28 protein-coding genes are annotated in these 25,551 nt (G+C 65.2%); 16 read left to right on the top strand and 12 right to left on the bottom strand.

Annotated elements, in window-relative coordinates; all coding sequences use genetic code 11:
- Positions 1-199 precede the first annotated feature (199 nt).
- The 4 genes from ACH196_RS34390 to ACH196_RS34375 are packed head-to-tail and all read right to left on the bottom strand — an operon-like array spanning position 200 to position 4,612.
- Positions 200-1,009: a formylmethanofuran dehydrogenase subunit C gene (locus ACH196_RS34390; RefSeq protein WP_396651346.1), complete on the bottom strand. Its 810-nt coding sequence runs from the start codon at positions 1,007-1,009 to the stop codon at positions 200-202.
- Complete coding sequence (gene fhcD / locus ACH196_RS34385; protein WP_396651345.1) at positions 1,006-1,914, bottom strand: formylmethanofuran--tetrahydromethanopterin N-formyltransferase; 909 nt, start codon at positions 1,912-1,914, stop codon at positions 1,006-1,008. Before fhcD ends, ACH196_RS34390 begins: the two co-directional genes overlap by 4 nt.
- Positions 1,911-3,533, bottom strand: a complete 1,623-nt coding sequence (locus ACH196_RS34380; protein ID WP_396651344.1) for a formylmethanofuran dehydrogenase subunit A — start codon at positions 3,531-3,533, stop codon at positions 1,911-1,913. The genes fhcD and ACH196_RS34380 overlap by 4 nt, the downstream gene beginning before the upstream one ends.
- Positions 3,527-4,612, bottom strand: a complete 1,086-nt coding sequence (locus tag ACH196_RS34375) for a tungsten formylmethanofuran dehydrogenase (RefSeq protein WP_396651343.1) — start codon at positions 4,610-4,612, stop codon at positions 3,527-3,529. Before ACH196_RS34375 ends, ACH196_RS34380 begins: the two co-directional genes overlap by 7 nt.
- A gap of 224 nt (positions 4,613-4,836) precedes the next feature.
- Here ACH196_RS34375 and ACH196_RS34370 point away from each other — a divergent pair, with 224 nt between their 5' ends.
- Positions 4,837-5,886: a hypothetical protein gene (locus ACH196_RS34370; RefSeq protein ID WP_396651342.1), complete on the top strand. Its 1,050-nt coding sequence runs from the start codon at positions 4,837-4,839 to the stop codon at positions 5,884-5,886.
- Between the two features lie 63 nt (positions 5,887-5,949).
- On the opposite strand, the gene ACH196_RS34365 is transcribed toward ACH196_RS34370, so the two are convergent.
- The gene (locus tag ACH196_RS34365; RefSeq protein WP_396651341.1) at positions 5,950-6,330 is read right to left on the bottom strand and encodes a 4a-hydroxytetrahydrobiopterin dehydratase; all 381 of its coding nucleotides are present in this window, start codon (positions 6,328-6,330) and stop codon (positions 5,950-5,952) included.
- Positions 6,331-6,490: 160 nt separating this feature from the next.
- On the opposite strand from ACH196_RS34365, the gene ACH196_RS34360 reads away from it, so the two are divergent.
- From ACH196_RS34360 to fae, 7 genes are all read left to right on the top strand, one after another.
- Positions 6,491-7,459 (top strand): beta-ribofuranosylaminobenzene 5'-phosphate synthase family protein, encoded by a 969-nt coding sequence (locus tag ACH196_RS34360; RefSeq protein ID WP_396651340.1) that lies wholly within the window; start codon positions 6,491-6,493, stop codon positions 7,457-7,459.
- Between the two features lie 29 nt (positions 7,460-7,488).
- Positions 7,489-8,385, top strand: a complete 897-nt coding sequence (locus ACH196_RS34355; RefSeq protein ID WP_396651339.1) for an NAD(P)-dependent methylenetetrahydromethanopterin dehydrogenase — start codon at positions 7,489-7,491, stop codon at positions 8,383-8,385.
- Positions 8,363-9,487: an ATP-grasp domain-containing protein gene (locus ACH196_RS34350; RefSeq protein ID WP_396651338.1), complete on the top strand. Its 1,125-nt coding sequence runs from the start codon at positions 8,363-8,365 to the stop codon at positions 9,485-9,487. Before ACH196_RS34355 ends, ACH196_RS34350 begins: the two co-directional genes overlap by 23 nt.
- The gene (gene mch / locus ACH196_RS34345; protein ID WP_396651337.1) at positions 9,484-10,440 is read left to right on the top strand and encodes a methenyltetrahydromethanopterin cyclohydrolase; all 957 of its coding nucleotides are present in this window, start codon (positions 9,484-9,486) and stop codon (positions 10,438-10,440) included. The genes ACH196_RS34350 and mch overlap by 4 nt, the downstream gene beginning before the upstream one ends.
- Positions 10,441-10,503: 63 nt before the next feature.
- Positions 10,504-11,451 (top strand): RimK family alpha-L-glutamate ligase, encoded by a 948-nt coding sequence (locus ACH196_RS34340; protein ID WP_396651336.1) that lies wholly within the window; start codon positions 10,504-10,506, stop codon positions 11,449-11,451.
- A 1-nt stretch (position 11,452) separates the two neighbouring features.
- A complete protein-coding gene (locus ACH196_RS34335) occupies positions 11,453-12,307 on the top strand; it encodes a triphosphoribosyl-dephospho-CoA synthase (protein WP_396651335.1) in 855 nt (284 codons plus the stop codon).
- 159 nt (positions 12,308-12,466) lie between these two features.
- Positions 12,467-12,973, top strand: a complete 507-nt coding sequence (fae, locus tag ACH196_RS34330; RefSeq protein ID WP_308060837.1) for a formaldehyde-activating enzyme — start codon at positions 12,467-12,469, stop codon at positions 12,971-12,973.
- Between the two features lie 161 nt (positions 12,974-13,134).
- Here the strand turns inward: fae and ACH196_RS34325 are convergent, their stop codons facing one another.
- Positions 13,135-13,845 (bottom strand): HisA/HisF-related TIM barrel protein, encoded by a 711-nt coding sequence (locus tag ACH196_RS34325; protein ID WP_396651334.1) that lies wholly within the window; start codon positions 13,843-13,845, stop codon positions 13,135-13,137.
- Between the two features lie 30 nt (positions 13,846-13,875).
- Here ACH196_RS34325 and ACH196_RS34320 point away from each other — a divergent pair, with 30 nt between their 5' ends.
- The 4 genes from ACH196_RS34320 to ACH196_RS34305 all read left to right on the top strand — a co-directional run bounded on the left by ACH196_RS34320 (position 13,876) and on the right by ACH196_RS34305 (position 16,312).
- On the top strand, positions 13,876-14,913 hold the full coding sequence (locus ACH196_RS34320) for a hydantoinase/oxoprolinase family protein (protein WP_396651333.1): 1,038 nt from the start codon (positions 13,876-13,878) through the stop codon (positions 14,911-14,913).
- 57 nt (positions 14,914-14,970) lie between these two features.
- Positions 14,971-15,330 carry a c-type cytochrome gene (locus ACH196_RS34315; RefSeq protein ID WP_396651332.1) on the top strand — a complete coding sequence of 120 codons (360 nt, stop codon included), beginning with the start codon at positions 14,971-14,973 and terminating at the stop codon, positions 15,328-15,330.
- Positions 15,331-15,404: 74 nt separating this feature from the next.
- Entirely contained in the window at positions 15,405-15,791 is a 387-nt protein-coding gene (locus ACH196_RS34310) for a hypothetical protein (RefSeq protein WP_396651331.1), read from the top strand.
- Positions 15,788-16,312: an RES family NAD+ phosphorylase gene (locus ACH196_RS34305; RefSeq protein ID WP_396651330.1), complete on the top strand. Its 525-nt coding sequence runs from the start codon at positions 15,788-15,790 to the stop codon at positions 16,310-16,312. The genes ACH196_RS34310 and ACH196_RS34305 overlap by 4 nt, the downstream gene beginning before the upstream one ends.
- A 65-nt stretch (positions 16,313-16,377) precedes the next feature.
- Here the strand turns inward: ACH196_RS34305 and ACH196_RS34300 are convergent, their stop codons facing one another.
- From ACH196_RS34300 to ACH196_RS34275, 6 genes are all read right to left on the bottom strand, one after another.
- Positions 16,378-16,968 carry a DUF447 domain-containing protein gene (locus ACH196_RS34300; RefSeq protein WP_396651329.1) on the bottom strand — a complete coding sequence of 197 codons (591 nt, stop codon included), beginning with the start codon at positions 16,966-16,968 and terminating at the stop codon, positions 16,378-16,380.
- Between the two features lie 2 nt (positions 16,969-16,970).
- Entirely contained in the window at positions 16,971-18,365 is a 1,395-nt protein-coding gene (locus ACH196_RS34295) for a DUF6513 domain-containing protein (RefSeq protein ID WP_396651328.1), read from the bottom strand.
- Between the two features lie 212 nt (positions 18,366-18,577).
- Complete coding sequence (locus tag ACH196_RS34290; protein WP_396651327.1) at positions 18,578-19,129, bottom strand: flavoprotein; 552 nt, start codon at positions 19,127-19,129, stop codon at positions 18,578-18,580.
- 3 nt (positions 19,130-19,132) lie between these two features.
- Positions 19,133-19,756, bottom strand: a complete 624-nt coding sequence (locus ACH196_RS34285) for a dihydroneopterin aldolase (protein WP_396651326.1) — start codon at positions 19,754-19,756, stop codon at positions 19,133-19,135.
- A 212-nt stretch (positions 19,757-19,968) separates the two neighbouring features.
- A complete protein-coding gene (locus ACH196_RS34280) occupies positions 19,969-21,174 on the bottom strand; it encodes a (5-formylfuran-3-yl)methyl phosphate synthase (RefSeq protein ID WP_396651325.1) in 1,206 nt (401 codons plus the stop codon).
- Positions 21,171-21,635, bottom strand: a complete 465-nt coding sequence (locus ACH196_RS34275; RefSeq protein WP_396651324.1) for a DUF3280 domain-containing protein — start codon at positions 21,633-21,635, stop codon at positions 21,171-21,173. Before ACH196_RS34275 ends, ACH196_RS34280 begins: the two co-directional genes overlap by 4 nt.
- A 136-nt stretch (positions 21,636-21,771) precedes the next feature.
- On the opposite strand from ACH196_RS34275, the gene ACH196_RS34270 reads away from it, so the two are divergent.
- Genes ACH196_RS34270 through ACH196_RS34255 form a run of 4 tightly spaced genes read left to right on the top strand, consistent with a single transcriptional unit; the run spans position 21,772 to position 25,385 of the window.
- Positions 21,772-23,025, top strand: a complete 1,254-nt coding sequence (locus tag ACH196_RS34270; RefSeq protein ID WP_396651323.1) for an ABC transporter substrate-binding protein — start codon at positions 21,772-21,774, stop codon at positions 23,023-23,025.
- Between the two features lie 23 nt (positions 23,026-23,048).
- Positions 23,049-24,023: a YVTN family beta-propeller repeat protein gene (locus ACH196_RS34265; protein WP_396651322.1), complete on the top strand. Its 975-nt coding sequence runs from the start codon at positions 23,049-23,051 to the stop codon at positions 24,021-24,023.
- Between the two features lie 38 nt (positions 24,024-24,061).
- A complete protein-coding gene (locus ACH196_RS34260) occupies positions 24,062-24,556 on the top strand; it encodes a hypothetical protein (protein ID WP_396651321.1) in 495 nt (164 codons plus the stop codon).
- 58 nt (positions 24,557-24,614) lie between these two features.
- Positions 24,615-25,385, top strand: coding sequence for an ATP-binding cassette domain-containing protein (locus ACH196_RS34255; RefSeq protein WP_396651320.1), 771 nt, complete (start codon positions 24,615-24,617; stop codon positions 25,383-25,385).
- Positions 25,386-25,551 lie beyond the last annotated feature (166 nt).

Below are 25,551 nucleotides of genomic sequence, written 5' to 3'. Positions count from 1 at the left end.
GGCAGCAAAGGCCCGATCAGTTCCCATTCCTCGTCCGTCAGACCAACACGTTCGCCCAAGGCTGCCTCCAAAAAGAAGCCTTGAATCAAAACCGGATTCTCCAGTCAACCTTTGTCAACGGACGCTAGGCGAACCAAACCGGAAGGCTTTAGATCACCGCAATCAGGGGATTTGTTGAGTCCGTCGGTCTCTGTCTTCTTTACCGCGGAAACAAAATCTCCCCCAGCCCGAGCACGGCGTTGTCTCCGCCATATTTGCGCGGGGCTTTGCTCAGAAGCGGGCGCCTCAAAATCCCCTCGGCGATCAGATGACGATCCAGGACGGCGGCGAAGCTGATGTCTGGCGCGCCGCTCTCGACAAAGCTCGGCGACAGGTTTTGCGGCGCGCGGTCGAGCAGGATCGAGCCGCGCCGCATCAGGTAGCCCGGCAGGTCGCCGACGCCGCCGGTGACGACCAGAGTGCCGGCGATCATTCGGCAGCCGGCATAGTCGCCGGCGCCTTTCAGCACCGCGATCAGGCCGCGCCGCATGCGGTCGCCGGCGCGGGCGCCCGCCCTGCCGCGCACGATGAGCACGCCGCCATTCATGCCGGCCATTTCGCCGGCCAGCGGACCCCCAAGCTGGTCGCCCGCATCGCCTGTTATCTCCAGCCGGCCCCCGCGCATGCCCGATCCGGCATGTGGGCCGGCGATGCCATCGACGGTCAGCGTGCCGCCCGACATCAGCCGGCCGGCTTGCGCGCCGACATCGCCGGCGACGCGCACGGAGCCTTCCGCCAACTCGGCACCGACACGGTCGAACCGCGCGCTGCCGCCTTCGAAGACGATCGCGCCGGCATCCGAGCCCGACAGTCTGAAAACATCGCCGACCAGTAGTCCGCGCTTCGACGTGCCGACGCGGATTTTCTCGATGTCGCCGCGCGCCATGCCGGCAAGTTTCTGCGGGGTCAGCGGCGAGAGGTCGAGCCGCTCCGGCGGTTCTTCCTTCAGCCTGAAGGTCAGCGCTTTCACGGCAGCAGCTCCTTCAGGTGATAGTGGAATTTTCCGAGCTTTCCGCCGTAATTGCCAGCGCTGATGCGGCTGGCGCCCTTCTGCGGGCCGAGACTGGTCACGGCCTTGATGCCAGCGCGCATGGCGGCGGCGACCGCGTCGCTGGTCTCGCCGTCGATGACGATCTCCAGCACCGCCTTGATGTCCGGCCCCAGTTCGCTGCGGGTCACGCCGCGCAATGTCGGCGCGAAGGCGTCGTTGGTGGAGGCCATCATGCCCTTGTACTTGCCGCCCACCTTCGAGCCCGACCGCACGATGCCGCCCGGAAACGGCATGATCGCGCCCGGCACCTTTTCGATCGCGGCGACCGCCGCTTCCGCCGCCGCCAGCGCCTTGGCGTTGCTGCCCGCCAGCAGCAGAAGATTGCCGCCGCCGACAGCTTCCTTGGTCATGCCGGTGGTCGCCTCGCACAAAAACTCGCCGTCCATCACCGGCACGCGCCAAAAATGCTTGCCGCCGAGCTTTTTCGATATCTGCCAGCCGTCGCCGAAATAACGCAGCGCCGAGCCCAGATTGAGCTGGTTGGCGCCCTCCATGCCCGCAAAACAGGCGCTGCCGGGCGAAGTCAGCACGCATTGGCCGAGCCGGTTCTGCAACTGTTTTTGCAACTCGTCGGTGCTGACGGCAAAAATCATCACCCGGCAGCCCGGCCTTCCGTCCGGCGTCGCCGAGGCCGGCAGGTCGAGGTCGATCGCCGCCTCGCAGCCGCAGCCGATGACCGAGGTGGCGAAGCCAGTCATGGTGACCGCCGCCTGGCGCGCCCATTTGCGGTTCGGGCCGGTGATGACGATCGCGGTCGCGCGCATGCCGAAGGCTTCGGCAAAGGTGTCGTCGATCAGGACGCCGTTGACCTCCAACTGGTTCATGCGACCTCCGCGAACGGTTTTTCGCGCGCGATTGCGGAGTCGGGGAAAGAAAACCAGTCGAGCGACAGGCCGTAGCGGTCCTGATAGAAATCCTCCAGCCGGCGGACCATCGCCTTCTCCGGCGCCGGATTGAGCCTGAGCGCCCTGCCCCAGCGGTAATGCGTGACCGCGCCGTCCTGGACGACTAGGTCGCCGTTCTTGAACACAAGCGCGGCCGAGCCCAGCATTTTCGCGATATCCTCGCCGCGCCTATAGACCGCGACATCGGCCAGTGCACCGACGCCGAGATGGCCGCGATCCCTGAGCCCCAGCAGCTTTGCCGGCGCGGCGCGGGTCATGATGGCGATCTCGTCGAACGTGTATTCGCGGTCAATCGAGCCGAGTGTCGACAGCGCCATTGCCGGCTTGGAGAGGTCCGCCGCCATGGCGTTGCGGGCGTCGCGGCTCATCAGCAGCTCGAACAGCTTTGGGTAGGCGGTGAAGGGCGCGCCGTTCGGGTGGTCGGTGGTGAAGAAGACGCGCCACGGGTCGGTGATCAGCAAAAACAGTTCCAGCCCGATCGCCCATTGCAGCGTGCCGTAAAAATCCTCGCGATAGCGGTAGGGCACGATGCCGCCGCCATTGCCGTCGCCGTCCCAGATCACCCATTTCTTGGGATGCGCCGAACCGCGCGCCGAAAACTGCCGCATCACGTCGGAGGAGACGGTGACGGTCTGGCCGAACATCACCTGGCCGATGTCGATGGTGACCTCCGGCGTGGCGTTCACCAGTTCGGCGAGGCGCGCCGCCTCGGACGAGAAGCCGCGCTTGCCCTCCTTGCCGTAGCCGTAGAACTGGAGATGCGCGAGGTGCAGCGGTCGCCCCTCGGCGGCACGAATGGTCGCGTCGGCGGTGTCGGCCGCGCCGGCGACGCCGAGATTGTTGCAATGCACATGCAGCGGATGCGGCACGCCGAGCCGCCCGACCGATGCCTGCAACGTCTTGACGATTTTTCGCGAGCTGACGCCGTAGGACGGCACAACGTCATCCAGCGAGAAGGCCCGCACATTCTCCTTGAACGCCGCCGCGGCCCCGGCATTGATCACCTTCACGCCGAGCGCCCGGGTCGTGCCGATCGTCCAGGCGACATAGTCGTCGATCGCCTGCTCCGATGCGCCGTCGCGGATCAGCGACAGCAGGAAATCGTCATTGCCGAGGATCGCCAGCGTCGCCTTGTCGATGATCGGGATGTCGGCGAGTTCCAGATGCGTGTGCAGCGCCGCGCCCGGATTCATCGCCGGCTCGACCACCGTGGTAAAACCCATCTTTGCGTAGAGGCAGCCGGTCTCGAAGGTCGACCAGCCGGCGTTGGACAGCGGTGTGGCCGACAGGCGCGGCAGGTGTGCCGCATGCTGCTCGGGCAGCAGCAGCCGCGCGGTGTTCACATTGCCGCCGCCGATATGCGAATGGATGTCGATGGCCCCGGCCATGACGACGCACCCGGAGGTGGAGAGGGTCCTGTTGGCCTTGCCGCCGGCCGGCGGCTCGACGATCTGCTCGTCGCGGATCCAGAGGTCGCCCTTTCCCGAGCGGCCGTTGACCGGATCGATGATGTCGCCGCCGGCGATTTTCGTCAGCATGGCGGCACCGCTTCGGCTGGAATATTGTCGGCGATCGCGCGCAGAATCGCGGCGGCGGAAGGCAGATCGGTCGGCGACCGCGCCGCGAGCGCCGTGAGCGTCCCGATGCGAGCCAAATAGCCGACGCCATCATGATCGACGCCGGCTTCGCCGACGCGGATGGTGACGGCCGCGCCGGCGACCGGCCCGGACGTCTTCGCCAGGGCGACCAAAAGCATGTCCTTGTGGGGTTTCGGCGGCGGCCACTCCGCGCTGCCGGATATCCACAAATGGCAATCCGCCTCGCCCGCGGCGATCATCCGCCCCACATCGTAGCGCCACGGATCATGCTCGGGAAAACCGCGCGAAAAACCGGTGCGCGGCGGGAGGCCGGTCATCCAGCCGGACGCGAGAGCCGCGCCCCAGCCGCTCTCGCTGGCGGTCAGATGCAGGCCGGAGGCGCGGCTGGTGGCGTTCAGGTCGCCGATCAGGCCCTGCAGCATTTCCAGCGCCAGTGCGTCCGCCGCATGGCCGGAAAACAGGAAGACGGGAAAACGTACCTCGGCAAGCGCCTTGGCGAACACGTCGAAATTCGTCACCGGCGTCGAGACCCGGCGGCCCGCGCACAAAGCCCGCAACGCGGCCAGCGTCGCCGCCAGTCCGGCCTCACCGCAGGTCAAACGCGTGGCGCTGCGCTTGCCGTTAAGCGGCGGCGTTTGCCCGCCGACCGAGAAGAAGCTGCGCTGGCCGGCGGAGGGCTGATCCGGCTCCGTAGCAGCCAGTTCAAGCAGGAACCGACGATGCGCTTCCGGCAGGTCGCCGACGATCACCACCAGATCGGCCCGCCGCCGCGTCTCGCCCGGCGAGACGACCATGCCGCCCCGGTCGGTGAACAGCGCCGTCTCGCGGGTCAGCGCCGCGCAGTCGATATGGTCATAGGCCGCACCGACACGCTCGGCGAGCGCAACCACTGCCCGCGTGCCATGCACATCCGTGTCGAAGCTGAAAACCGGGCACCGGCTGGATTGCAGAAGTTTCGCGGCCTCCTCGGCCGCGCGCTGCAAAGGCGCTTCCCGGTTGCCGATCCACGCAACCGCCATTCACTACGCTACTTTCTGGTGCCGAGTGGACATTAGACGAAAGCCACTGGGCCGGAAACCCCCACCAAAAGCCAGACTATCGAAACTTGACGCCGGGCGGCAGGCGCGCAGTGACACGGCAATACACTCCTCGGGAATTTCCCTGCGCATCCACCGTGCGAAACGGGCGGCAAACACTCTTCCATCACGTTGATCCAAACCGTCTCACAAGTCATCATAGCGACATGAAAAAACAGGGTGTGCTGCCAATCGACGTCGAACAAGCCTTGACAACCATCGGGCAACGTTTGGAAAGCGGGGAGAATGTCGAAGCGGACCTTCCCCTGGTTGTTGCTGGCATTGCCGCTTTGCCGGCAGAGAATGTAAGCCAAGCTTCGCGGGAAATTGCGCTCACCGCCAAGTTGTACCGGTGGCGCCAAGAGCCAACGATTCTCCACGGGCTGCCCCGGCGGCATCTCTCGGACAAGGAGCAATTGCTACGCCTTCCCAATCTGTCCTTTCTGTTTTTGTTCCACAGCGATGGACGGATAAGAGAAGCCGCGCTGCAGCGTATCTCAGGAGGATTGCAAAGTCCTTTTCTCTTCGCAGCAGTCGCGCTTCGATTGAACGACTGGGTCGAGGAAGTCCGGTCGGCGGCATGGGCATGTGCGCAACGCTGTTATCCGCTGACATCACCCGATGTGATTGCTGGCGCGGCTACCGCCCTGCTGTTGCGGCAAGGGAGTTGGGGGCGCTGGGGCGGAGAGCGAGAAGCCATCGAAACGGCTTTTTCGAGACCCGACGTTGCCGCGCGACTTGCCGACGATCTTGTCAATGCGCGGACAGGCCCCGCCTCGAAGGTACTGCGGGCCGCCCTGAAGCATGATACGCTCGACCCGCATCTTGAGCGTTTGGCGGCCCAAGCAAAACAGCCCTCCGTAAGAGCCATGGCTGTCCAGACGATTGCCGACATGCGGGCGAGCTGGCCCGCTGGCTTGGAGTGGAGATGGATCGACAAATCCATGGGGAAGCGCGTGCCAGTTCAGAAATTCGACTGGCGCGAGATAACTATCCTGTTGCCACGGGAACGCACGGTCAGGGCAGCAATCGTCGATCGATCTGCTCTTGTTCGAAAGGCGTCTCTCGACGCGCTCATCCGGCGCAATTTGCAAAGCGCCGAAACGCGCGAACTGGCTGTGCGGTTGGCAACGGATCCCGCTCGCTCAGTCCGAGAACGAGCCGCCTTTATTCTGTCCCGCAACAACGAGCCTTCGTCATTGACCGGCTCGAGGTAGTTCCGGATAGACGTGCCGCTCTTTTTTGCAGTCGCCTATGGGGCTACGAGTCAAACGGACCCCTCAATCATACTTGATATAGGCAAACCTCTGGTCGGTCGGCGGCGTGCCTTCCAGCGCCCCACCTTCCTTGGCCGGCTGCCACAGCACAACCTCGTCGATCTTTTTCGCCAGTTGAAAATCCTTGTCGGTGATGCCCTTGGCCGCATGGTTCTGCAGCTTGACCTCGACGAAGGCGTAGGACGCGGCAATGTCGGGGTGGTGCCAGGCGGCTTCGGCCAGGTGGCCGACGGTGTTGATCACCATCAGCGTGCCTTTCCAGCTATGGGTCTTGTACTTTCGCCTGATCCAGCCGTTTTCGTAGCGCCATTTCGGCAGCTCCTTTTCAAGCCGCTCGGCGATCTCCGCCTCCGAATAGACCCGTTCTTTCGATGTTTCGCTCATTTCCGCCTCCCTGTTCGCTCGCCGGCCTGATCCACCCGGCACCAAAGTAGAGGGAGCCCAAACGGTTTGCGCCGCTTGCTCCCCGGTCGAAAGCGGTTATCATGACCGCCAGGCACCTAAACTTCCGTGATGCTTGCATCATGCACCCATCGAGGGGTGGATGTCGAATTCTGTTACCATAAGAGTGCCTGCCCGCCTTCATCTCGGCTTCCTCGACCCCAGCGGCAACGGCGGGCGGCGGTTCGGCAGCATCGGCCTGCCACTGAGCGAGCCTGAAACCGTGCTGACGCTGTCGCGCGCCGCCGAGACGGTGGTGATCGGCCCCGAAAGCGAGCGGGCGGCCTCGCATCTGGCGGCCCTGACAAAACGGCTCGGCATCCGCGCCCAGCACCGGCTGACGATCATGGACGCCATTCCGCGCCATGCCGGCCTCGGCTCCGGCACGCAGATCGCGCTGGCGGTCGCCGCCGCGCTCAGGACCCTGCACGGCATGCCGCTCGACATAGACGACGACGCCACGCTCTTGGCGCGCGGCGGGCGCTCGGGCATCGGCATCGCCAGCTTCGACAGCGGCGGGCTGATTGTCGATGCCGGCAATGACGGCAGCGGCCGGCCGCCGCCGGTGGTGGCGCGGCTGCCTTTTCCCGAGGTGTGGCGGATCGTCCTGGTGCTCGACGACGCGCTCGACGGGCTGCATGGCGACGAAGAGATGCAGGCGTTCCGCACGCTGCCGCCATTCCCCGTCTCCGGCACCGGCGAGATCTGCCGGCAGGTGTTGACGGAGGTAATGCCGGCGCTGGTCGAGCACGACCTTTTGGCCTTCGGCGCCGGCATTTCAGCGATCCAGCACCTGGTCGGCAATCATTTCGCTCCGGCGCAGGGCGGCGTCTTCACCTCGAAGCGCGTCGAGGCCGTCATGCAGGCGCTGGCGAAGGCCGGCGCGGTCGGCATCGGCCAGAGCTCATGGGGACCGACGGGCTTCGCCTTCGCCGCCTCGCAGGCAGCCGCCGAACAGATGGTCGCGGCAGCGGCTCCGGCAGCCGGCGACCGCATCGAGATGCGAATCGTGCGCGGCAGGAACGCCGGTGCTTCGATCAGCACCACCGGCCTGAACCTCGTCGGCAGCTGACGATCGGTCCCGCGGTCTGGGAGGAAAACATGGCGCGAAAACACATTCTTCATATGATCACGCCGCTCAAGCATATGAGCCCGTTCGACGTGAACATGGCTCTTGACGCCGGCTTCGACGCGGTCGTGCCCTATGTCGGCGTCGGTCTCGACGAGGTGACAGGCCTGGTGCAGGACGCCATCTTCTCGCGCCCGCCGGATGCCGGCGCCGACACCGGCATCTTCATCGCCGGCAAGGATGTTTCTCTGGCGCTCGACATGTTCGATGCGGCGAAAAAATCCATGGTGCCGCCGTTCCAGGTCTCGGTGTTCGCCGATCCGGCCGGCTCGTTCACTACCGCCGCGGCGATGGTGGCGAAGGTCGAGAAGGCGCTGGCAAAAAAATTCGAGCGGACCTTGAAGGATACGCGGATCACCATCTTCGGCGCCACCGGCGTGGTCGGCTTCTGCACGGCGGTGATCGCTGCCAAGGAGGGCGCGAAAGTCACCATCGTCGGGCACGATGGTGCGGAGCGTGTGAAAAAGGTCGCCGCCGAGATGAAGCGCCGCTTCGGCGTCGAGGTGGCCGCCGAGGACGGTTCGTCCGAGGCGAAGAAGACGGCGCTGGCGGAAACCGCCGAGGTCATCCTGACTGCCGCTAAGGCCGGCGTGCAGGTCATCTCGCAGGCGCATCTCAAGGCCGCGGGAAAACTGCTGATCGCCGCCGACGTCAATGCCGTGCCTCCCGCTGGCGTCGAGGGGCTTGGCGTGCATGCCAATGGCGATCCGATCGATGGCAGCGGCGCTGTCGGCATCGGCCCGCTTGCCATCGGCAATGTGAAATACAAGGTGGAGTCCGGCCTGTTCAAAAGAATGATAGAAGCCGACAAGACCGTCGCCTACGATTTCCAGGATGCATTCTCCCTTGCCCGCGAGTTCGCCAAATAGCGCCGTCATGATCGCCGCGATCTCGGGACGGGCGCTGGCCGCCGCCGCAAGGCGCGCTGGTTATCGCCCGCTCGTCGCCGACCTTTTTCGAGACAACGACACGGTGGCGCTGTCGGAGCGCGCAATCATGCTGCCGGGCGGCCTCGCCAATGGCATCGACCACAAGCGGCTGCCCGACGCCTTGCTGGAACTGGCGGCGGGCGAGCCGGTCGAGGCGCTGGTGCTGGGCTCGGGGTTCGAGCGCGAGCCGACAATCGTCGACGTTCTCGCACGGCATTTTCCGCTGGCCGGCAACCACGCCGCTGCGATCGGCCATGTGAAGGATCCGCGGAAGCTGGCGGACGACTGCGCCGCGCTCGGTATCCCGCACCCCGAATTCCGCTGGGAGACGCCGCCCGATCCGGAAAACTGGCTGGTGAAGACGGCGGGCGGTGCCGGAGGCGGCCATGTCGCGCGGGCGAATGGCGCCGCGCTGAAGCCGAACCGCTATTTCCAGCGCTTCGTGCGAGGCCAAAACATCTCGGCGCTGTTTCTCGCCGACGGGAAGACGGCTGACATCGTCGGCTTCAGCCGGCAGTGGACCTCACCTGCCCCCGGCGCGCCGTATCGTTACGGTGGCGCGGTGCGGCTGCGCCGCTTCGACCGGCAGGATGCCGCCACCATCGGCGGCTGGCTGTCCGGACTGACGCTGCGCGCCGGGCTCACCGGCCTGTGCAGCGCCGATTTCATCCGCGGCGACGGCGGCTACCATCTGGTCGAGATCAATCCCCGTCCGGGTGCCACGCTCGACATTTTCGACAGCGCCGAGGCGCCACTCCTGAAGGCGCATATCGAGGCCTGTCGCGGAAAGTCATTCCGCGTGCCGCGTTTCGACGACTGCATGGCGGCGCTGATCACCTATGCCTCGCGGCCGGTCGAACGGTTTCCGAAAATCGCCTGGCCGGACTGGACGGCGGACCGTCAACCGGCCGGCAGCCCCCTTGCCGCCGGCGACCCGGTCTGCACCGTTTTCGCGCGCGGGGCCAGCGCCGCGGGCACGCGGCGCGCGGCGGAAGCGCATGCGGCTCGGCTCAGCCGCCATTGGGAGGGAGAGCGCATATGAAAGATGGATCGGCTTTCCTCAACGACACTGCGCAGCGCATCGCCGACGGCATGATTCGCGACGCAGAGCGGCTGCGGGTCACGGTGGCAAAAGGGCCGCTCGGCGAAACGCTGATCGACGCCGGTGCGAAGGTCGAAGGCAGCGTCGAGGCCGGATTGCGCATGGCGGAAGCGTCGATGGGGGGCCTCGGCACGATCTCGGCTATGCTCGACCGCGCCTCGGAAAAATGGCCGTATACGATCGAAGTGCGCTCGTCGCAGCCGGTGATCGCCTGCCTCGGAGCGCAATATGCGGGATGGAACCTCTCCGGCGACGGCTATTTCGCCATGGGCTCCGGCCCGGCGCGGGCGCTGGCGCGGGTCGAGCCGCTCTACGAGACGCTGGCCTATCGCGACGAGGCGGCATCCGCCGTGCTGATCCTGGAGACTGCCTCGCCGCCGCCACAGGCCGTGGTGGAAAAGGTGGCCAGGGCAACGGGCCTGCCAACAGACAAACTGACCTTCCTCTACGCGCCGACCCAAAGCCTGGCCGGCACGGTGCAGATCGTGGCTCGGTCGCTGGAAGTCGCTCTGCACAAGGCCAACGATCTGAAATTCCCGATTGCCAACATCGTCGACGGCATCGCCGCCGCCCCCCTGCCCGCGCCGCATCCGGACTTTTTGACCGCCATGGGCCGCACCAACGACGCCATCATCTATGGCGGCAGCGTGCAGCTTTTCGTGCGCGGGCCGGCGGAGGCGGCGCGTGAACTGGCCGAGCGCCTGCCCAGCCACACCTCGCGCGACCACGGAAAGCCATTCAAGGAGATCTTCAAGCAGTTCAAGGGCGATTTCTACGCCATCGACCCGCTGCTGTTCAGCCCGGCGCGGGCGATCGTGACGGCGATCGACAGCGGCGAGACGTTTCGCACGGGCCGGATCGATGCGGACATGCTGGAACAGAGTCTGGGGTAGAGTGGTGGTGCGCAAAAATCTGCTGACGGCGCTCCGTCGCATTCCTCTCACGGCAACTACCGCATGATCCCCCGCATCCTCATCGTCAACGACCGCTCCGGCCCACGCTCGAAAAGCCTTGCGTCGCGGCTGCGCAAGCGCGGCGCGATCGTGCGCAGCGTGCCGCTGGCCGCGATCGGTTTCGACACGCAGGCGCCGGACGGGCTTGCCATTCCAGCCTTCGGCGGCGCGCTGCCGCATGCCGTGCTGGTGCGCTCGATCGAAGGCGGCTCGTTCGAGGCGGTGACGCGGCGGCTGGGCGTGCTGCATGCCTTCGCAAAACTCGGAGTGCCCGTCTGGAACTCCGCGCAGGCCATCGAGCGCTGCGTCGACAAGTCGATGACGACGTTTTTGCTCAAGACTGCCGGCCTGCCGACGCCGAAAACTTTCGCGGTCGAGGGGCCGGCCGCCGCGCAGGCGATTGCGGAACGTGAACTGCCGAACGGTCCGCTGGTGCTGAAGCCGCTGTTCGGCGCGCAGGGGCGCGGCATAAAACTGATCCGCGCGCTTTCCGACCTGCCCGCTTCGGAAGAAGTCGGCGACGTCTATTATCTCCAGCATTACGTGCCGCGCCCCGGCCCGCCCTTCCGCGATTTCCGCGTGTTCGTCTGCGGCGGCGAGGCCGTGGCGATGATGAGCCGGCGCGGCGGCGACTGGATCACCAACGTCAACCGGGGCGCCACCCCGGAGCCGATTTCCGGATCGGACGAGGCGGACCTGACTGGCCTCGCGGTCGCGGCGGCCGCCGCCGTCGGCGCGGATTTTGCCGGCGTCGACATCATGCGTGCCGCCGACGGGCAATTGACGGTGCTGGAGGTTAACAGCATGCCGGCCTGGTCCGGGCTGCAATCGGTGGTCAGCGTCGACATCGCCGACGCGATCGCGGCCGCCCTGCTGAAATTCCTCGCCGACCGCGCCGAGAAGATGGCGGCGCCGCGCCCATACCGTTTCGCATCGCCGGCAAATTCCTGAGATGCTTTCGCGCGACGTTCTGCGAACCGCCTACGAGGATTCGTGCCGTCTGGAGATCGAAGCGCTGAAACCCGGCAACGTGCATGTCTTCGCCGATGGCCACCGCATGTCGGTGTCGCAGTTCCTGGAGAGTGCGCGCGTTTCCTCGCCGCCGCTGACCGATCCCGTCCTGCCGGTGGGCAGGCGTATGCTGGAAGCGGTGCGGGCGACGCAGCGGGCGGTTTCCACCAACACAAATCTCGGGATCATTTTGCTGTGCGCGCCGCTGATCCGCGCTGCCGAGCGCGGGCAAAGCGATCTGCACTGCGGCTTGCGTTCCGTTCTCGCTTCCCTGGATATGGACGATACGAAGTCGGTGTTCGAGGCGATCGTCGCCGCCTCGCCCGGCGGCCTCGGCTCGGCGGGCGACAACGACGTGCGTGACGAACCCAAAATCTCGCTGCTCGAAGCGATGCGCGAGGCCGCCGGGCGGGATCTCATCGCCCGACAATATGCCAATGGTTTCGACGATATTTTCGGGCTCGGCTTGTCAGCAATGAATGCCTCGCTGGCGCGTGGCGAAGCCGGCATGTGGCCGACGATTGCGATTTACATGACGTTCCTGACAAGCTTTCCGGACAGCCACGTCGCCCGCAAGCACGGCGGAGAAACCGCCGAAAAGGTGCGGGCGGAGGCACAAGCCGTGCGCGCCGCGCTCGACGAGCAAAACAACGACGCGGCGCGCACAAAACTGCTGGCGGATTTCGACCGCGACCTCAAGGCGCGCGGCATCAATCCCGGCACCTCGGCCGACCTGACGGTGGCTTGTCTTTTAGTCCACATCCTTGTCGATCAACTTGCGCAATCGGGTCGTTGATGATTGAATTTTGCAGCGGGGGATATCCTTCCGCGGCTATCTAGCCAACCGGTCCGGGCAAAAAATCCGGATGCTGCCAACAAGGATAGTCGTCCATCGAGCGCCCGCTCGGTTGCGGCGTCTTGGACTCCATAAATTGTGTCTCGGAGGAAAACTGGCATGGCAAAGATCTCTAAAGTTCTGGTCGGCGAGTCGCTTATCGGCGACGGCAATGAAGTCGCCCATATCGACCTTCTGATTGGCCCGCGGGGGAGCGCGGTCGAATCGGCGTTCTGCAACGCGCTGACCAACAACAAGGACGGCTTTACCTCCCTGCTGGCGGTGATCGCACCCAATCTGCAGTGCAAGCCCAACACCGTGATGTTCAACAAGGTGACGATCAAGGGCGCCAAGCAGGCGGTCCAGATGTTCGGCCCGGCGCAGTTCGCCGTCGCCAAGGCGGTACAGGACAGCGTCGCGGATGGCACCATCCCCGCCGAGGAAGCCGACGACGTGTTCATCTGCGTCGGCGTGTTCATTCACTGGGAAGCCAACGACGACGCAAAAATCCAGGACTTCAACTATCGCGCCACCAAGGAAGCGATCCAGCGCGCCGTGACCGGCAAGCCGACCGCCGCCGAGGCGACTGCCCAGCGGGACAAGGTGAAGCATCCGTTCGGCGCCTAGACAAGAGACAACCCCGCACAGGTAAAACCCCCAGCGGAGCCGGAGGGTCTGCTGCGCCGGTTGAAAAAGCTCTTGGGTCTCTGATCCCGGGCCTCGAATGGCGACATTCGGGGCCTTCCCTCCCGAAGGTCCCGCGGCCTTTGGAGCGGTTGGAGTTGTGCCTACCCCTCGCCCAGCGACGCCAGTTGCTGGGCAGTAAGGGTGTTGTCGTGCAGCGAAGTAGCGACCAGCGCACCGGCAATACCCAGCGACGCCAGCGCAGCGATATCGTCCATGTTGCGCACGCCTCCGGCGGCGATGATTTCGCGTTCGCCTGCCCTCGCCTTGATCTCCGCAAGCCGCGCGATATCCGGCCCGGCGGCGGTACCGACCTTCGCCAGCGTCATGACGATCACGCGGTCCGGCCACAGTGCCGGATCGTCGAGAATGGATGGCGGACCGCGAAAGCCATCGGCGAAGAAATCCAGCGACAGGATCAGGTTTTGACGGTCGCGGAAGCGCCGAAGCAGGGTTTCGTCACGCTGCGATTCGGAGCCGAGCACCGCGTATTTTCCCGGCATCGCCAAGGCTGCGGCAAGCTCGGCATCGCCGGCGATGCCGGCGTCGACCCAGAGTTCGGGCGGCTCCGGCATGGCGCGCAACCGGGTCAGCGCGGCTTCGTTGGCCGGGCGCCCCTCGATGGCGTCGAGATCGGCGATGTAGAAGGTGGAAAACGGATGCAGGGTGCGCAGCCCCTCGGCGACCGCCACCGGGTCCGCGCTGGCGCTGAGCGGCGTGACGATCGGCCTGTAGTCCTCCCGCCGGCCGCGCGCGGCGCGGACGACGACCCCGCCTTTCAAGTCCAGAACCGGAATGATACGCAACGCTGCCATTCGTCCACCCTTGTCATGAAAGCCTGAAGCTTGCCAAACGGAAAAAAGATTGTCGCCGGCTTCGACGTCGGCGGCGCGCATCTGAAAGTGGCCCGCGTCGAAAATGGCCGCGTCGTCGCCGCCGCCTCCGTCGCCATGCCGCTGTGGCAGGGGCTCGACAGGCTGGAGGCCGCCTTGCACGAGACCGCGTCGCTCTACGCCGGCAGCGACCTCAACGCCTTCACCATGACGGGCGAATTGGCGGACATCTTTCCCTCGCGTGACGAGGGCGTAGCCACGCTGCTCGACCGGATTTCATTCCATTTTCCAGGGGGCGAGAAGCTGATCTATGCTGGCCGCTCCGGCTTCGTCGGCGTCAACCGCGCCGCTTCCCTGCCGGCCGATGTCGCCTCGGCCAACTGGCATGCGACCGCCGCGCTGGTGGCGCGACTCAAGGGCGATGCGCTGTTTGTCGACATGGGCTCGACCACCACCGACATCATCCTGGTCCGCGACGGTACCGTCGCCAGCCAGGGCTACACCGATGCCGAGCGGCTCTCGACGGGAGAACTCGTCTATACCGGCTTCACCCGCACCTTCCTGTTCGGCGTGGCGTCGTCGGCACCGGTGCGCGGGCAGATGACGCCGCTGATGAACGAATATTTCGCCTCGATCGCCGATGCGCACCGCATCCTCGGCGTGCTCGACGAAGCCGACGACAAGCACGCTTCCGCCGACGGCCGGGCGAAAACGGTCGCCGGTTCGACCGCCCGGCTGGCGCGCATGGTGGGACGCGACGCCGGCGATCTTTCGCTACGCGAATGGCGCGACATCGCCGCGTGGTTCAGCGAACAGCAATTGCGCTTGGTGCATGATGCGGCGTTCCGCGTCGCCGGCGCGCTGCCGGACGACGCGCCCATCGCCGCCGCCGGCACGGGCCGCTGGCAGATCAAACGGCTGGCTGCGCGCATGGAGCGCCGCTTCATCGACCTCGCCGACATCATCCCGGCCGGCGACTCCGTGCGGGGCGAGGCGAGCAATGCCGGCCCCGCGACCGCCATCGCGCTTTTGGCGGGCGCCGTGTCATAAAAGCGGAACGGGCTTCGCGGCCGGGCGTTCATCCCAGGACTCAGGGAGGGACTTCGCATGATACGTTTCATTCTCGCCCTGCCGCTTGTCGTGACGGCCACTCCGGCGTTCGCCCAGAACGATGGCCAGACTGCCTTCAACACCAACTGCCGCATGTGCCACACGATGAAAGAGGGCGACAATCGCCAGGGCCCCAGCCTCGCCGGCGTGTTCGGCCGCAAGGCGGGATCGCAGCCGGGCTTCAACTATTCGCCGTCCCTGAAGCAGTCCGGCATCACTTGGGACGAGGCCAATCTCGACAAGTTCATCGCCAATCCCGAGCAGGTGGTGAACGGCAACACGATGAAACCCTATGGCGGCATGAACGACGCCGCCCAGAGGAAGGTGATCGTCGATTTCCTAAAGTCAGGCGGGTAGCAGCAAGCCTGAATCCATGTGCGCTTGATGTGGGGCGGCATGTGCATATATTGTGCTTTGAAATGAGGCACATCATGGTTCAGGCGCAGCTTGCACGCAACGCAATGATTTCCGGCTTCATGGACAGCCTTCAGGAACCGCGAACCCCTTATATCTCGCCAAAGCGTCTTTCGAAGGTATTGGGCGTGAAAATCGCGAGCCTCGCGGAACTGACCGGTGTTCATCGCAACACGCTGCGAAATCCGTCTTCCGAACGCCTGCAAGGCAGGATGCGGGAAATGGTGAAGGTCATTACGGCAGCGACCGAACTCGCCGGCGATATCGACAAGGCGATCTACTGGTATCGCAACGAGCCGATCGCGGACTATGGCCATCGCACCGCCGCCGAACTTGTCGCGGAAGGCCACGCCGAAGCGGTCCTTGCCTATATTCGCGATCTCGAAAACGGCGCGCGCGGATGAAAGTCGTCCGCGTCGGTCCCGATGCGGTTTTTCATCGATATCTGACGCCCAAATGGGCTTTTTTGCCAACGAGCGGCGCGGGCGCGGCGGCTGATGGAGGCCGTTTCAACCGGCCGGGTGTTGAGGCTCTGTATCTCGCGCGCGCCGCTCAGACGGCGCTCGACGAATATCGCCAGGACGCAAGCATAACGCCGCCGGCGATGCTCGCGGCCTACAAGATCACGCTCTCCCAGGTCGTCGACCTTTCGCAGGGCTTCGACCCCGATGTTTGGGACGCCGCCTGGGCGCAATGGGACTGCCCATGGCGCGAAGTCGCGCGCATTCACAAGAAGATACCGCCGTCCTGGAAGCTTGCCGATCAGGTCATCACCGCGGGCATGCAGGGAATCCTGTTCCCGTCGCTGCGTCATGCCGGCGGAACGAACCTCGTCATATTCCCGGCAAACCTGTTCGGCGGAGATGGTGTCGAGGTTCATGACCCGGACCAGCGCCTGCCGCGCGATCAGTCATCATGGCCGTGACGCGCGATGAGGGCCGGACCGGCGGCCCGCGAGGGCGGCTTTGCCCGACCGATCTCTTTTCGGGCTCAGGCGCCTCGACCGTCCTGGCCGTCCGCCGCGCTGGCGAGATGCTTTGTCACCCGTTCCATCAACCAGCCCCAGGCTTCCTTCTCGTCCGGTCCCGCGGTCTTTTCGATGCTGATCGTCAGATAGCCGATCTCGGCCTCGATCTTTTCGCGCGGCAGCATGGTCAGGCGGCTGACCAGGATGGCGAGTTCCAGCACCGCCGCCCTGGCGCGGTTGAAGCCGGTGAAGGGCGCATGGGTGCCCTCCCCGACTACGCGGCAGAAATGGCGGGGCCGCACCGGATCGTCCGAGACGTTCTTCACCTTCAACACCGAATGCGCGAGTGCTGCTTCGAGGCGCGGCACCGGGCAGTTTTCGACCGGCACGGTCGGCCAGTCGCGGCGGCCGGTGAGGCAGCCGGCAAAGATACGCACGTCGTCCGTATAGCTGGCGACGGCGAAGGGCACGGCTGCCAGATTGTCGAGCGTCACCGAGGGACGGAACGGCGCGATCACCCAGCCGTCGCGCTCGGCAATGATGCCGATCGGCGCGATGTGGACCTTGCCCGCACGGTCGACGGTGGTGATGATCGACTCGCGAATGTAAGGCACAACTAACGCTCCTTCTTCGCCTTCAGCGTATGACCGGCTTCGGCCAGGCGCGTGCGGTTCTGTTCCGGCGCGGGCGCGGCGACGCCGAAATCCAGCGGCTCGTCCTGCACGTAGCGTTTTCCCAGCCGCCAGGCGATCTCGGCCTTCATCAGCTCCGCGCCGAGATAAAAGGCGTGCGCCCCGTCCGCCTCGACGCCGAGACCGGCGAACAATTCGAAGGCGTCGCTGGCGACCGCATGGCCCTTGCTATTGAAGATGTGGATGCCGTCCTCGGCCGTCATGATGCGGAAATTGGCGTCCCGCACATCGGCGGCCAGCGCCTCGATGTCGGCGACGGTCGCCGGGAACGGTTTTCGGTCATGCACCTGCAACAGGCCGGAATGGTAGCTGCGCGGCAGCGCGCCGTCGGCGCGGGCGGCAAACAGGATGCGGCGGGCGAGATCGTGCTCCTCGACGGTGCGCACCGTGTGCGGGCTGACATGGACGGTGAGAACGTTGCGGATATCGAGTTCGGAACAGATGCCGGCGAGCACCGCGGTGATGCCGGAGGTGTCGGCATCGGTCAGCTCTGTCAGGTTGCCGGTGCCCATCATCAGTTCGACCTCCGCCCAGCGGCGCCGCGCCTCGATGAAGCGGCCGAGCGAGGCGGCGAAACCGAAATGGATCGGGTCGAGCACCGGATCGGCGATGAATTTTATCCCGGCCCTTTCCGCCGCCTCGATGGCGCGACCGAGCGAATCGAGATCGCCGGGGATCGCCGGGATCAGCACCGGCACGACCGGATAATCGAAGGCGAGCGGCAGCGTGTTCTCGTCCAGGCTCAACACGAAATCGGCGCCGGCCTGCGCGCCGATGCGAAGCTCCTCGATGTTGGCCGAATCGACGCTGACAGAAAACCCTTCGCCTTTCAGCATGCGCACGACCTCGCCGAGCAGCGGGAACGGCGTTTCCGGCAGGCAGCCGAGGTCGATGACGTCCGCCCCTGCCGCCGCCAGTTTTCGCGCGCGGGCAAGCAGCGCGTCGAGCGACAGCCCCGAAGCATCGACGATCTCGGCAAAGATCTTCATGGCGTGGCGCGAGAGGTCGGGTGGCTGGCCGGCGCGGCCTAGAAACGCCGGCAGGTCGGCGACCTCGTCCGGCCCGCGCACGAAGGGAATGCCGAAATGCGCGGACAGTTTGTCGAGATCGCCTCGGTATCGGCCGGGCAGGATGACGCGGTCCGCGCCTTCCGGCAGGTTCAGCCGGCGCTTGATGATCTCCTCCGTCATCAGCGCCGCGACCTTCACGCCGATGTCGACGATTTCCCACGAAAACGCCGTCTCGCCGAGGCCGGAAAGCAGCCGCTCCAGCCGCGCCTTGGCGAGATGGCCGGTGAGGAAGACCAGCCGCTCAGGCATGGGTGTTTCGAAAGAAGGCTAAAGATATCGTTTGGAGCCCCTGAAGCACCCCCACTCCGGCCCTTCGGGCCACCTCTCCCCCTACCCGGGGGAGAGGAAGGCAGCGCCTGCGATAGGAGCCAACCTTGCGGCCGTACTTCCTCTCCCCCGGGCAGGGGGAGAGGTGGCCCATAGGGCCGGAGTGGGGGTGGTTGGATAATGTGCGCCCTTCCCTACCCATCAGCTTCCAGCTCCGCCCTGCGCCGCTCCACCGCCGCCCGCAATTCGGCCAGCGATTCCACCACGAGCGTGCGCTCGAAACTCTTCAGCCGCTCGGTGTTGTCGAGGTCGATCTTGCGCGGATAGACCTTTACCAGCCCGTGCGGGGCCATGGTCTCCAGTTCCGGGGCGGTGTCGCAGGCAAAGACGATCGAGGGGACACGGCATTTTCCGGCCTGCGCGAACACGTTGGTGGCCAGCGTGTCGGAAATGCCCCAGACGCATTTCGCCACCGTGTTGGAACTCGCGGGCGCCACCACCACCGTGTGATAGACGCCGTGATAGAACTCGCCGACGGGAATGGCGCTTGCCGTCTTGTCGTGCAGCACGCGCATCGTGTCGGGAAAGTCGAGCTTCAGCTTGTACATGCGCAAAACTTCGTTCGCGGCCTTCGACACGAACACGTCACAATGCTCCAGATCGCGGATCATCTGGAAGCTCTCGGTAAAAAAGTGGCCGGAGCCGGTCAGCACCCAGGCCCAGCGCGGGGCATGCAGTATGGTCATTCCCTAAGCTGTCCTGCGAAGCCGGCCGGATGCAAGAGCGACCAAAGTGCCGGGCAGTTTTCCCGACGCGAAATCCGCCGCGGCAATCGCCGCATCGCGCGGTCCGGCAAGACGAAGCGCCACGTTTTCCGGCAATATCGACGGCAGCGCCGCGTCAACCACGCTCCGTTCCGAGAGGCTGGCGACGTCATCCGATTCGGAAAAATCGTCCGTCTGCTTGATCAAAAGCAGCGTCTCTGCGCCAAGCTGGGCGGCGAGCCAGGCAGCGAGCGAATCCGAGGTTACGTCCCAGGATTGCGGGATTTCCGGCGCCGACAAGGCCATCTCCGACGGCATCCAGACGGCCACCTTGCCCCGCGCCAGCACAGCGCCGATCTCCTGCTGCGAGCGGGCCGGCGCAAAACGCCCGTCACGGTCGAGGATGATTTGCCCGAACTGCTCCATGGCGAGGATCGCCATTTTGTGCGCGGCCGCATCGGAAAACCCCATGTCGCGGTGCGCCTCCCGCACCGTGTCGGCGAAAGGACCGCCGCCGGGCACGACAACCAGCGGCATGCTGCCGCCTGCCAGCGCGGCGATCCAGAGATCAAATTCCGCTGCTTGGATCGCTTGCGAAGTTACCCCCACCCCTAGCCCCTCCCCACAAGGGGGAGGGGGACAAGCTTGCATATCCGCTCGGTGCAAACCTTCGACGGTTTCGCTCAGCGTTGCAGCCGCATGATCCCCCTCCCCCTTGTGGGGAGGGGTTAGGGTTGGGGGTATAGGTCGAACAGGTTCATCGCGAATTTCAGGATACGACCGCCCTGCCGTGCTGCCGCCGAGCTTGACGACAATCGGCTTCACGAACCGATGCCCTTCTGGCCGAAGCCGGAAAACGTCTTGTCGTCGCCGGCAATGCCGCCCGACGCCCCACCGGACGACAGGCTGGAAGATTGCTGTTTGGCGCGCTTGCGTTCGATCTCGACACCGACGCCGCCCGGCCCGAGCTCCAGCTTCTGCACGCTGACGGTCACCCGCATGACGCGCGGGTCCTCCAGCACAGCAGCCGCCACCTGCTCGGCCAGCGCCTCGCTGAGTTCCACGTGGCCGCGCGCCACGATGGTGCGGATGCCGTCCATGATGATGTCGTAGGAAACGATGTGCCGCATGTCCTCCGGATTGCTGGTCATGCGCTGCACGTCGGCGGTGACGTCGAAGCGCACCTTCTGGGTGTGGCCGTGCTCGAAACTGTAGGCGCCGATCTGCACCGGCAGGACGAAATCCCGGACGAAAATCTTGTCGGTGCCGAGCGCCGGGTCGCCGGCGCCGGGCGAATAGCCGCGCGCCGCCAGCAGCCGGTAGTCCACGGTCGCCGACTGGTCTAGCTGCCGCTCTTCCGGAATCAGCGAACGGATGCCGGCCACCGCCTCTGCGTCGATCGCCGCCATGCGCCCCGACTGGCCGCAGAGCGCGCCGCGAAAACCCAGGAAATCCGGCGCGAACGGCAGCAGCCTCGGAATATCTGGCGCTTCCAGCGAGCCGGCGAGGCCGACCTTCATGCCAAGCTCGCGCACTTTTCCCACGAAAGCCGGCATGCGCTCCGGCGGCATGTGGTCGAGCAGCCGACCATTTGCCTTGTCGGCCGTGTCGACCATCGCGGCGTGGAAACCGCTTTGCGCGAACACCGGCAGCAGGTTGAAATCGGGTTTCCGGTCGGCGAACAGCACGGCGACCAGTTTCGTGCGCCGGGCAAGCGGCGCCAGCGTACGGGCGCAGGCGGCCGCCTCGTCGGAAGGGAAGAACCCGACCTTGACGTAGCCGACACCGGTCGCCGCGATCTCCTCCGCCTTGGTGCGGATCGTGTAGGGATGCATCGGCAGGTCGCCGCACACCGCGCTGGTTTCGGCGCGCGTGCCGACGGCGGACACCGTCTGGCGGACGGTCTCCGTCGCCACCGCGCCGAGCGCGCCGGCATTAGGGTTCTTGAGGTCGACGATGTCAGCGCCGCCGGAGATCGCGATCTCGGCTTCCGCGATCCCTGTGACGCTGGCCAGCATTTTTGTCATTTCTTCAACTTCTCCAGCCTTGCCGACAGCACTCTTCGGTAAAGAAAATCGATGGCGCGCCGCCAGGATTCGTCGGTGTTGCCGCGCATGTCCACCACCGCGCTGGTCAGCGGCGTGGACGACGCGGCGTCACGCACCCGAACATTCATGCTGAGCACAAGTTCCGAAACCTTGTAGACGACACCGGTCACCGCATAGTCGGCGCCGAGTTCGCGCGCAAAATCGTCGGTGCAATCGCCGCAGGATTGCAGATTGGCGGCAGCAACCTTTGTCGCGACGGGCGCGGTGTCGATCACCTCGAAGCCTGACTTGGCCAGGGAGTCGCGCAACTCCCGCGTCACCTCGTCCAGCCGCTTCTGCTCGGCCTCGTGCTTGTCCGGCGTACCGGGCACGACATCGCCCCGCGCCAGTTCGAAGGGGAAGACCGCGACCTTCTGAGTGGCGGCCGCCGCACCCGTCAAAACGCAGATGCCAAAAGCTGCCGCAAAAAGTGAACTTATCGGGGTTGCGATTGTATGAAGCTTGGCTAAGCTCATCTTGGCACCGGAATTTCGTAGCGTTTTGCCCCGCCTAGGCGGGGCGGCGAGGCATTTGGATATGAAGAGCATGGTGCCGAATACTCTTGCGGTCTTCATCGGACTTTTTTTGGCAAGCGTCAACGTATGCGCGGTTGCCGCGCAGGAAGCAGCGCCGCAGCCCAAACCCGCAGCAAGCGCCAAGCCGGAAAAACCGGTCACCGACATCAGGATCGGCTATCTGCGCGCCTATGCGCCGCAACTCGCATTGTCGGTGCTCGACACGGTTCCGCGCGACGAGGGCGTGGCGGGCGCCAATGTGGCGATTGGCGACAATAACACCACCGGCAAGTTTTTGGGCCAGCAATTCACGCTTGACGTCACCGAAGTGAAGCCGGACGCCGATGTCGTCCCCGTGTTCAACGAGATGGTCGCAAAGGGCGACCGCTACGTGTTGACCGACCTGTCGGCAAAACAGCTTCTGTCGATCGCCGACCTCGCCCGCGACAATGGCGTGCTGCTGTTTAACGTCGGCGCCACCGACGACAGTCTGCGCGAGGAAGACTGCCGGGTGAACGTCTTCCACACCGCGCCGACGCGCAGCATGCTGGCCGACGGGCTGGCGCAATACCTGATCTGGAAGCAGTGGCGCAAATGGGTGCTGGTCTACGGCTCGCATGAGCGCGATCAGCTATTCGCCGACGCGTTGCGCCGAGCCGCCACCCGCTTCGGCGGCGAGATCGTCGCGGAAAAGGAATTCAAGGACACCGGCACGGCGCGGCGCACCGATTCCGGCGTCGTGCAGATCCAGCGGCAATTGCCCGTCTTCATGCAGGATTTGCCCGACCACGACGTGGTTCTGGTCGCCGACGAGAGCGAGGTGTTCGGCACCTACGTCCCCTTCCGCACCTGGATTCCGCGGCCGGTCGCCGGCACGGCGGGGCTGGTCCCATCGGGTTGGCACCCCGCCAGCGAGCAATGGGGCGGCTCGCAGATCCAGAACCGCTTCGCCAAGGCGAACGGCCGGCGCATGCTGTCGAAGGACATGGCCGCCTGGACGGCGGCGCGCATCATCGGCGACGCGGCCACCCGAACGCAAGGCGCCGATCCGGCCAAGATCGAGGCTTTCATCCGCGACGACAAATTCTCGATCGCCGCGTTCAAGGGCCAGAAGCTGACGTTCCGCAAATGGAACTGGCAGTTGCGCCAGCCGATTTTTCTCGGCGACGGCCGCTCGGTGGTGACGACCTCGCCACAAGAGGGTTTTCTGCACCAGTTTTCCGAGTTGGATACGCTGGGCGTCGACCAGCCCGAGACCAAATGCGTGCTGAAATAACAATGACTAACGGGAGGAATTTGATGCGAACGAGCCTTTCCGCTCTCGCCGTGATGGCGGGGCTGGGATTCCTGGCCAGCCCTGCCTCGGCCTACACGGTCTACGTCTCCAACGAGAAGGACAACACCGTCACCGTCCTCGACTCGGCGACCATGCAGGTCACCAAGACCATCAATGTGGGGCAGCGGCCGCGCGGCATCACCATCTCGCACGACGGAAAATTCGTCTATCTCTGCGCCAGCGACGACGACACGATCGAGGTGATCGACACCGCGACGCTGCAGATCGTCGACACGCTGCCCTCCGGCCCCGACCCGGAGTTGTTCGTGCTCTCGCCCGACGGCAAGACGCTCTACGTGGCGAACGAGGACGACAATCTTGTCACTGTCATCAATCTGGAATCGAAATCGGTGCTGTCGGAAATCCCGGTCGGCGTCGAGCCGGAGGGCATGGGCGTCAGCCCCGACGGCAAGACCATCGTCAATACGTCGGAAACGACGAACATGGCGCATTTCATCGACACCTCGACGCATGAGATCACCGACAATGTGCTGGTGGATTCGCGGCCGCGCTTCGTCGAGTTCAAGCCGGATGGCTCGGAAGCCTGGGTGAGCGCCGAGATCGGCGGCACGGTGTCGGTCATCGACAACGCGACGCGCGAGGTGAAGCACAAGATCACCTTCGAGATCCCAGGCCTGCGCGCGGAGGCGATCCAGCCGGTTGGCGTGCGCATCACCGCCGACGGCAAGAAGGCCTATGTTGCGCTCGGGCCGGCCAACCGTGTCGCAGTGATCAACACCGAGACCTACGAGGTCGAGAAATACGTGCTGGTCGGGCAGCGCGTCTGGCAGCTCGCCTTCACGCCGGACCAGAAGACCATCATCAGCACCAACGGCGTGTCCAACGACATCACCTTCATCGACGTGGCCACCGACGAGCCGGTGCAGTCGGTGACGGTGGGGGCACTGCCGTGGGGCGTGGTCGTTTCCCCGAACTAACCAAAAGAATCAGGCAAAGAGCAAAAGGGTAGGAAATCATGAGAAAATTTCGGGCAATCGCTTTCGCGTCGCTGATCGGGCTGGCGTTCGCTCACGGGCAGGTGTGGGCGCAGGACGCGGACGACGACGATGACAAGTCGGCTGCCACCGAACAGGCAGCCCCGGCCGCGGCCGAGAAGCCGACCCGCGCCAGCAAGGATGTGCCGGAGCTCATCCTCGGCTCCAAGGAGGACCAGTTCACCGTTAACCAGAAGGACTTCAACCTCATCGCCGGCCAGGGCTATCGCTGGAAGATCACGGCGGCGGGCGGGCTGGAATACAAGTTCAACACCGACCTGTTCCGCAATGTCTGGAACAATCAGATCGTCATCAACGACCTCGAAGTGCATATGAACGGTGCGCCGGCCTGGCTGGAATTCGACGCCGACGGCACGATCCAGGTGCAGTTCACCACGGTGCGCCCTGGTGTCTACACCTGGTCGGTGCCGGACCTCGCAGACAAGGGCATGAAGGGCACCATTACCATAAAGTAGGAACTGGCATGGGCCGCCCGCCGCGCTAGTTTCGGCTGCGCGGCGGGAGGGCGCACAAATGCAACAGATGACCGCCCTCGATCAGGCAAACGGCATCGCGGCGCTCGACGTCGCTGCTGTCAGCCATGCCTATGGCCCCAAGAAGGCGCTGGACAACGTCACCTTCTCGATCGCGCCCGGCACCTTCACCGTGTTGCTGGGGCTCAACGGTGCCGGCAAGACCACGCTGTTCTCGCTGATCAGCCATCTCTACGACACGCGGCAAGGCACGATCCGCATCTTCGGCCACGACGTGACCCGCGCCTCCGGCGAGGCGCTGCGGCGGCTGGGCATCGTCTTCCAGGCGCGCACGCTCGACCTTGACCTCAGCGTCCACCAGAACCTTTCCTACCATGCCTCGCTGCACGGCATCGGCTCCAGCGAAGCGCGAAAACGCATCGATGCCGTGCTGGAGACCGTCGACATGAGCGGCCGCCTGCATGACAAGGCGCGCAGCCTATCGGGGGGCCAGATGCGGCGCGTCGAGATTGCGCGCGCGCTGCTGCACCGGCCGCACCTGCTGCTGCTCGACGAGGCCACTGTGGGGCTCGACGTGCAATCGCGCGCGGGCATTCTTGCCGATATCCGCCGGCTGGTGGCAAGCGAAGGCATCAGCGCCTTCTGGGCGACGCATCTGATCGACGAAGTGGACGAGCGCGACCATGTCGTAGTGCTTTCGGACGGCAAGGTCGTCGCAAGGGGCCTCGTGGCCGATGTCATCCGCGAGACTGGCGCGGTGACGATCGGCGAGGCCTTTTCGGCGCTTGCTGGAAAGAGGGCGCGAGGATGAGTGTTATCTTGGGTGTGTCTAATCCTCTCCAATCCGGCTTCGCCGACTCGTTTCGGCAGCACCCCCTCACCGGCCCTTCGGGCCACCTCTCCCCCTGCCCGGGGGAGAGGATCGCAGCTTCGACGATTGGCGCCAACCTGGCGGCCGGCTATCCTCTCCCCCGGGC

This window comes from Mesorhizobium sp. IMUNJ 23232, from assembly GCF_044326205.1.
Lineage (GTDB): Bacteria > Pseudomonadota > Alphaproteobacteria > Rhizobiales > Rhizobiaceae > Kumtagia.
The sequence above is the reverse complement of the archived record's forward strand: the minus strand, read 5'-3'. Positions and strand labels throughout refer to the sequence as shown.